Source organism: Streptomyces sp. NPDC054849 (genome assembly GCF_053610945.1).
The window spans coordinates 61736-67925 of record NZ_JBSGZI010000035.1; the positions used below are offsets into that span (position 1 = coordinate 61736).

4 protein-coding genes and 1 pseudogene are annotated in these 6190 nt (G+C 71.2%); all 5 read left to right on the top strand.

Annotated features, from left to right (window positions below; all coding sequences use genetic code 11):
- The first annotated feature begins 187 nt into the window (after positions 1–187).
- The 5 genes and pseudogenes from ACWGIF_RS17870 to ACWGIF_RS17890 all read left to right on the top strand — a co-directional run bounded on the left by ACWGIF_RS17870 (position 188) and on the right by ACWGIF_RS17890 (position 5996).
- Positions 188–955 (top strand): polysaccharide deacetylase family protein, encoded by a 768-nt coding sequence (locus tag ACWGIF_RS17870; protein WP_453498051.1) that lies wholly within the window; start codon positions 188–190, stop codon positions 953–955.
- 286 nt (positions 956–1241) lie between these two features.
- Positions 1242–2135, top strand: coding sequence for an RNA polymerase sigma factor SigJ (sigJ, locus tag ACWGIF_RS17875; protein ID WP_453498054.1), 894 nt, complete (start codon positions 1242–1244; stop codon positions 2133–2135).
- Positions 2136–2230: 95 nt separating this feature from the next.
- Positions 2231–2758: a ferredoxin gene (locus tag ACWGIF_RS17880; RefSeq protein ID WP_453498057.1), complete on the top strand. Its 528-nt coding sequence runs from the start codon at positions 2231–2233 to the stop codon at positions 2756–2758.
- A 10-nt stretch (positions 2759–2768) separates the two neighbouring features.
- Positions 2769–3134, top strand: a pseudogene (locus ACWGIF_RS17885) (GNAT family N-acetyltransferase); the annotation flags it as partial.
- Between the two features lie 795 nt (positions 3135–3929).
- The gene (locus tag ACWGIF_RS17890; protein ID WP_453498060.1) at positions 3930–5996 is read left to right on the top strand and encodes an RICIN domain-containing protein; all 2067 of its coding nucleotides are present in this window, start codon (positions 3930–3932) and stop codon (positions 5994–5996) included.
- The last annotated feature ends 194 nt before the right edge of the window (positions 5997–6190 follow it).

The window sequence follows — 6190 nt, forward strand, 5'->3', positions numbered from 1 at the left end:
CGTCACATAGGCCTCGTCACTTCGGCCTCGTCCCATCGCCCTCACACATCGGCCTTCCTCCTGCGCGGGCCTCATCGGCGAGTTCACCCAGGTGCCCGGCACGGGCTGCGTGCGCTCCGGCCGCCGTCATCGCATAGTCGAGTCGAGTCGGGCCGGCGACGGCGGCGCCGAGGCCGAGGGAGGGGTCATGGTGGTGGGACGACGTACCGCCTTGGCGGCGCTGCTGGCCGTGGGGCTCGTACCCTGCTCCGGCGCGGCCGCCGCCCCGCCGCGCACGGCGCGGGCAGCCGCCGGTGCCCCTCGCGCGGGTCCGCGCCCGCCGGCCTCGCTGCTCGGCAGCGAGATCCGCCGCCTGCCCACGTCCCGCAACGTCGTGGCGCTCACCTTCAACGCCGCGTGGGACGAAGCCGGGATCGACACCGTGCTGGCCGAACTGCGGCGGCGGAAGCTGCCCGCCACCTTCTTCCCGACCGGCGGCTTCGCGGAGGCCCACCCGGCGGCGGTGCGCGCCATCGGCGCCGCGCACGGACTCGGCAACCACTCCTACAGCCATCCCTACTTCGGCGAGCTCAGCACGGCGGAGCGGGCGGACGAAGTGCGCCGCGCGGATGCGGCGATCCGGAAGGCGTCCGGGGCCGAGCCCCTGCCCTTCTTCCGTTTCCCCTACAGCTCCACCACGCGGCAGTCCGTGGCCGACGTCAACGAGCTGGGCTACGCGGCCATCGAGTTCACCGCCGACACCAACGGCTACCTCGGTCCCCGGGGTGGCATGAGCGTGGAGAAGGCGGTCGGGCGGGCCGTCGACGCCCTCACCCCCGGAGCGATCATCCAGATGCACGTCGGCAGCAACGGCGACGGCGTCGTCCTCGACGCCGACGCCCTCCCGCTGATCATCGACGCCGCGCAGGCCGACGGCTACGAGATCATCGACCTGCGCCGATTCCTCTCGGAGTGATCCCGGTAGGCCGCGGCCGTGCCTCCGCCCCACGCTGCAGGGCTTGCACGAAGAGACGCCCGGCGAACCCACCCGCCGGCAGGCGCATCCTGCGCCCCGGCGGATACCGGTGCTCCACTGAACTCCGCCTCTGCTTCTCCTCCGGCCACCGATCCCCGGCTGTCCGATCGACCGCGGAATCGCCTCGTCCGTTCGGCGGCCCAACTGCCGTTCTTTTACCGTTGGTTGGAAGGCTCGGTTATCGTCCGTCTCTGAACCGACTGATCACCACAGGGGGATGTGACGAGTGAGCGGGAAAGACGTTCTGGCGCAGCACTTCGAGGAGCACCGCCCACGCCTGCGGGCGGTGGCCTACCGGATGCTGGGCTCGCTCAGCGAGGCGGAGGACGCCGTGCAGGAGGCCTGGCTCAAGCTGAGCCGCTCCGACGCCGCCGCGGTGGAGAACCTGGGCGGCTGGCTGACCACCGTGGTCGGCCGGGTGTGCCTGGACATGCTGCGCTCGCGCACCACGCGGCGCGAGGATCCGCTGCACGACCAGGACGGGCAGGTCCGGCTGCCCGATCCGGTCGTCAGCCGCGCGGACGGTCTCGACCCCGAACAGGAGATACTCCTGGCCGACTCGGTCGGCATGGCCCTCATGGTCGTACTGGAGACCCTCACCCCCGCCGAGCGCCTGGCCTTCGTACTGCACGACCTGTTCGCCGTGCCCTTCGACGAGGTCGCGCCCGTCCTCGGGCGCAGCGCCGCAACGACCCGGCAGCTCGCCAGCCGTGCCCGCCGCCGCGTCCAGGGCGTGGCTCCCACGCCGGACGCCGACCGGGGCCGCCTGCGCGAGGTCGTCGACGCCTTCCTCGCCGCCTCACGCGGCGGGGACTTCGAGGCCCTCGTCGCCGTCCTCGACCCCGAGGTCGTGGCCCGGTCCGACGGCGGGACGCTGCGCCCCACCCTGGTCCGCCGCGGTGCGGCCGCTGTCGCCTCCCAGGCGATCACCTTCGCCCGGTTCGCCGAAACCGCACGTCCGGTGCTGGTCAACGGGACTCCAGGAGTGGTCTCGACGGCGGAGGGCCGGGCCGTGTCGGTGATGGCGTTCACCGTCCGTGACGGCAGGATCACCGCGCTCGACATCCTGACGGACCCCGAGCGTCTCACCCACCTCGACCTGCGCGTACTCGACGGCTGAGCCGGACCGAGCGGTGGTTCCGCAGCCCGCCGAACAGGCCACGACGGGCGACCGGCCCAGGCCGTACGTTCGGATACGCTGGCTACTCTGCCGCTATGGCAACCTACTTCGATCCCTTGCCCCTGCTGGGTGACGCGCGCGGGTCGTTCCGTGGTGAGTGGGCGGACCGGAAGTGGCTGAACGTCCCCGGCCCGTTTTACGGGGCCGACACCGACAACTGCGGTACCGGCCGGATCCACGCACCGGAACTTGTGCTCTACGAAGCCGCGCACTTCACCGAGTACGTCTATCGTCAGCCGCGGACGGTGGAAGAGCTCCGGCGGCTGGTCGATGCCGCCGAGGACGATCCGATGATGGGCTACGGCTGCGACGGTGACGTGCACTGGACGCCGATGGCGGTCCGGGCGTGGTGGGGCGACCGGGGCCGAATCCGGGAGTACCTCGCAATGCAGCGCAGCAGGTTCGAGGCCGATGACGTGAAGTCGGGGCAGGGCACGGCCGCCGCCGCGCGCGAGTACGCCGCGTACCTCGACGGTGATCTGGCCCTGCACCTGCGGGCTTATCTCTTCTGGCTCGAAGAACGACGCTCGGCGACGCCGAACGACCTGCTGCCACAGCTCTAGAGGCGCCGCGGGCTGGGGCTGGTGGGCAGTGGCGGTGGCGGCCACCGGCCGGTTCATCGGCTTCGCGGGACTGGACCCGGTGGATGAGGACATGCCGTTCACGGGAGTGGAGGCCGGCTGGCGGCTGGGCCGCTCGGCCTGGGGACACGGCTTCGCCACCGAAGCCGCCCTGGCCGCTGTGGCCTTCGGGTTCGAAACCCTCGCCCTGCCCGAAGTCCTTGCGGTGACGACGGTCACCAACCTCCGCTCCCAGGCGGTGATGCGACGCATCGGCATGACGCACAACCCGGCCGAAGACTTCGACGACCTCAGTGTGCCCAAGGGACCGCTGCGCCCGAGCGTGGTGTACCGGCTCCCCAGGCCCGCAGCGGCCTGACGGACTACAGGGCCGCCCGCCGTCGACCCGCCCGGCTCGGACCGGGTGCCGTCGAGACGGTGGATGCCTCACAGCTCCGGGCGGGTCAAGCCCGGGGCAGTGGAGGGCCGGTGGAGCGTTCCACTCGGCCCGGACGTTCGATGAGGGGGATCCCGTCGCGGGATGACCTCCGAAGCCAACGCGCCCCCAGTGGACAACCCCTCCCGGTCGAGCCGGCGTATCTCCTCACACCTCACCTGCGACCACCACGCCGCCGACTGGCGACGTCGAGGGTCGAGGTCGGCCGCCTTCACCAGACCCTCATCCACCGGGGGTCCGATTGCCCCCGACGTGACCGGCGACATGACCGGCGACGTGACGGTCAACGCCCGGATCGAGGAAGGCGACGCGTCCCGGCCGAGGCGAATGCAGCGTCAGATCGGCGGCGCACACCCGGCGCGCGACGAAGAGTGCGGCCATCCCGGCGGGTGGGGCAGCGCATGCGAACGTTCCCTCACCGGTCGTGACGGAGGGAATTCGGCAGGTAGTAATTAGGTGAATTCCTGACTGAATTCCAGTCAATAAACCTGCCAGCCTTATCTCGATTTGATAACAACCCGTCGGTAAAGGACTGGACCTTTGCCGTGTGACGCGCGTAACTGCCTTGTGTGCACTGGGAATTGAGCGTTCGTCAAATCAGGGCGACAGGTAACGGAATGATTTCTCGAAGCACGCTCCCCTTTGTCCGAATTCTCCCCGGCATTCGTCTGGCAGGCTTCCGCGCACCCAGTCATCCGACAACGATTTGAGGTGCCCATGACAGGACGTCGCAGACGGCGTACCACCGCCGACCACCGCCGCAAACCCCGGCGGTTGATACTCATCACCGCCGCCACGGCAGCGGCGGCGGTGATCGCCGCAGGCATCGCCTACTCCGGACTCGGCGACGGCGCCCAGGCGGTGGCGCCCGTTCAGGCCGCGGAGGCCGCTGCACCGGCCTCCGCACCCGCCCGGGACCAGGAGCCGGAACCGATCGCGGCCGCGCCCGCCAACGAGGGCGCACGCGGCATGGTTTACGACGGTCTCGAAGCCGCACCCAAGGGCGACCGGTGCGTCGGCGTCTACCGCACCGACACAGGTCTGTGCACCCACGGCCCCGACGCCCCGCCCAAGGGCGTGGACATAACGAAGGAGGTCGCACCCGCCGTCAAGGAGACGGCTCCGGCGGCCGATCCGGCCCGACCCGCTGCCGAGGACCCGGCCACCAAGGAGAACGGCGGGCGTCCTCAGGACGCGCCCGCCGCCGACGCCGCGGCCACCAAGGCCACCGCACCCGAGCCGGCGGCTTCGACCGCGGGCCAGGGCGTCGCAGCGGGTCCCGCGGGCCAGACCGTCCAGTGCGACGGTGACGGCAGCACCGGCAACCGCGTGCAGGTCGTGTACGTCCACGCCCCCGGCAAGGACCGCTACTCCGAGTACGTCGCCTCGTTCCGCAAGTGGGCGGCCGACGCCGACCTCATCTACGCGGCGAGCGCCCAGGAGACCGGCGGAGTACGCCACATCCGCTATGTGACGGCTGCCGACTGCACCCCCACCGTGCTCAACATCGAGCTCCCGGCCTCGGCACTGGCCGAGTTCAGCGCGACCAACTCCGCGCTCGCGGCCAAGGGGCTCGACCGTCGCGACCGCAAGTACATGATCTTCGCCGACTCCCAGGTCTACTGCGGCATCGGCACCTTCGCCGGCGACGAGCGTCCCGGCCAGGCGAACCAGAGCAACTTCGGGCCGTCCTACGGCCGTACGGACTCCGGCTGCTGGGGCGGCCACACCGCCGCGCACGAACTGGGCCACAACCTGGGCGCGGTGAACAACAGCGCCCCGAACACCAGCCGTGGCGCCCACTGCACCGACGAGTTCGACGTCATGTGCTACTCGGACACCCCGTACTACCCGCAGATGCGCAACGTCTGCACCAACCAGGCGTCCGAGAACATCCTGGACTGCAACCACGACGACTACTTCCACACCAGTCCCAAGGCCGGAAGCTACCTGGCCACGCACTGGAACATCGCCGACAACCAGTTCCTGATGCGGACGAAGGGCGGGAACGACACCGACCCCGGTCCGAACCCCAACCCGACGCCGACCCCGACCAAGAAGCCCACGCCGACGCCGACGAAGAAGCCCACCGGCGGCCCGGACGCGACGGCCGGCGACATCCGGCCCGACTCCGTCGTGGTGAGCTGGCCCAAGGTCGAGGGCGCCGCCTGGTACCAGGTTCTGCTCAACGGCAAGCACCTGACGTGGGTCCAGTCCCAAGTGCTGCGCATCTACAACCTGCAGCCCAACACCTCGTACACGGTCACCGTCTCCGTCCGCGACGGCTCCGGCCGTGACAGCGGACCCGGCAAGGCCGCGTCCTTCCGTACGACGGGGGCGGGCGGCGGCGCGACTACGCCGGGCGCCCGGTACGTGCTCGGCAACGGCAGCACCGGCATGGCCGCCGAGCTGTGGGGCGGCCGCACCGCCGACGGCACGGTCCTCGTCGGGGGCCGCACCAACGGGTACGCCCAGCAGCAGTGGTTCTTCGACGACGCCGGCAACGGCCAGGTCCGCATCCGGTCCGCGGTCTCCGGCAAGTGCCTGCAGCCGGGCGGCACGCCCGCAGCGGGCATGTGGGTCGCCCAGCAGCCCTGCAGCAACGGCAACGGGGCTCAGGCCTGGCGGCTGACCTCCCGCGGTGGCGCGGTGACGGTCACGGACCCGGGTGGCGGCTTCGCCCTCACCGTGAGCAACCGCCCCTACTACGGGAACTGGCTGCTCGACCTCCAGCGTGCGGACGGCCGCGCGGCGCAGGCCTGGACCCTCCAGAAGGCCGGCTGAGCACTGCAGCGACCCGCTGACTCACCGGCTCACCGACGTGCAGACGCCCCGGCGTCGTGACGTCGGCACGCCGTGAACCCGCCCCACCCCGGGGGGGGGCGCGGCCCGCCGGCGCGCCCCGCCGGGCCCGCCCCCGCCACGGCCAGCCCCCCCCGACCCGAAGACTACAAAACACTCAGCCAACGTGCGGCAGG

Bases quoted from the DNA above. Each gene is read 5' to 3' on its own strand.
- ACWGIF_RS17870 (WP_453498051.1), top strand. From the start codon at position 188: ATGGTGGTGGGACGACGTACCGCCTTGGCGGCGCTGCTGGCCGTGGGG.
- ACWGIF_RS17890 (WP_453498060.1), top strand. From the start codon at position 3,930: ATGACAGGACGTCGCAGACGGCGTACCACCGCCGACCACCGCCGCAAA.
- ACWGIF_RS17880 (WP_453498057.1), top strand. From the start codon at position 2,231: ATGGCAACCTACTTCGATCCCTTGCCCCTGCTGGGTGACGCGCGCGGG.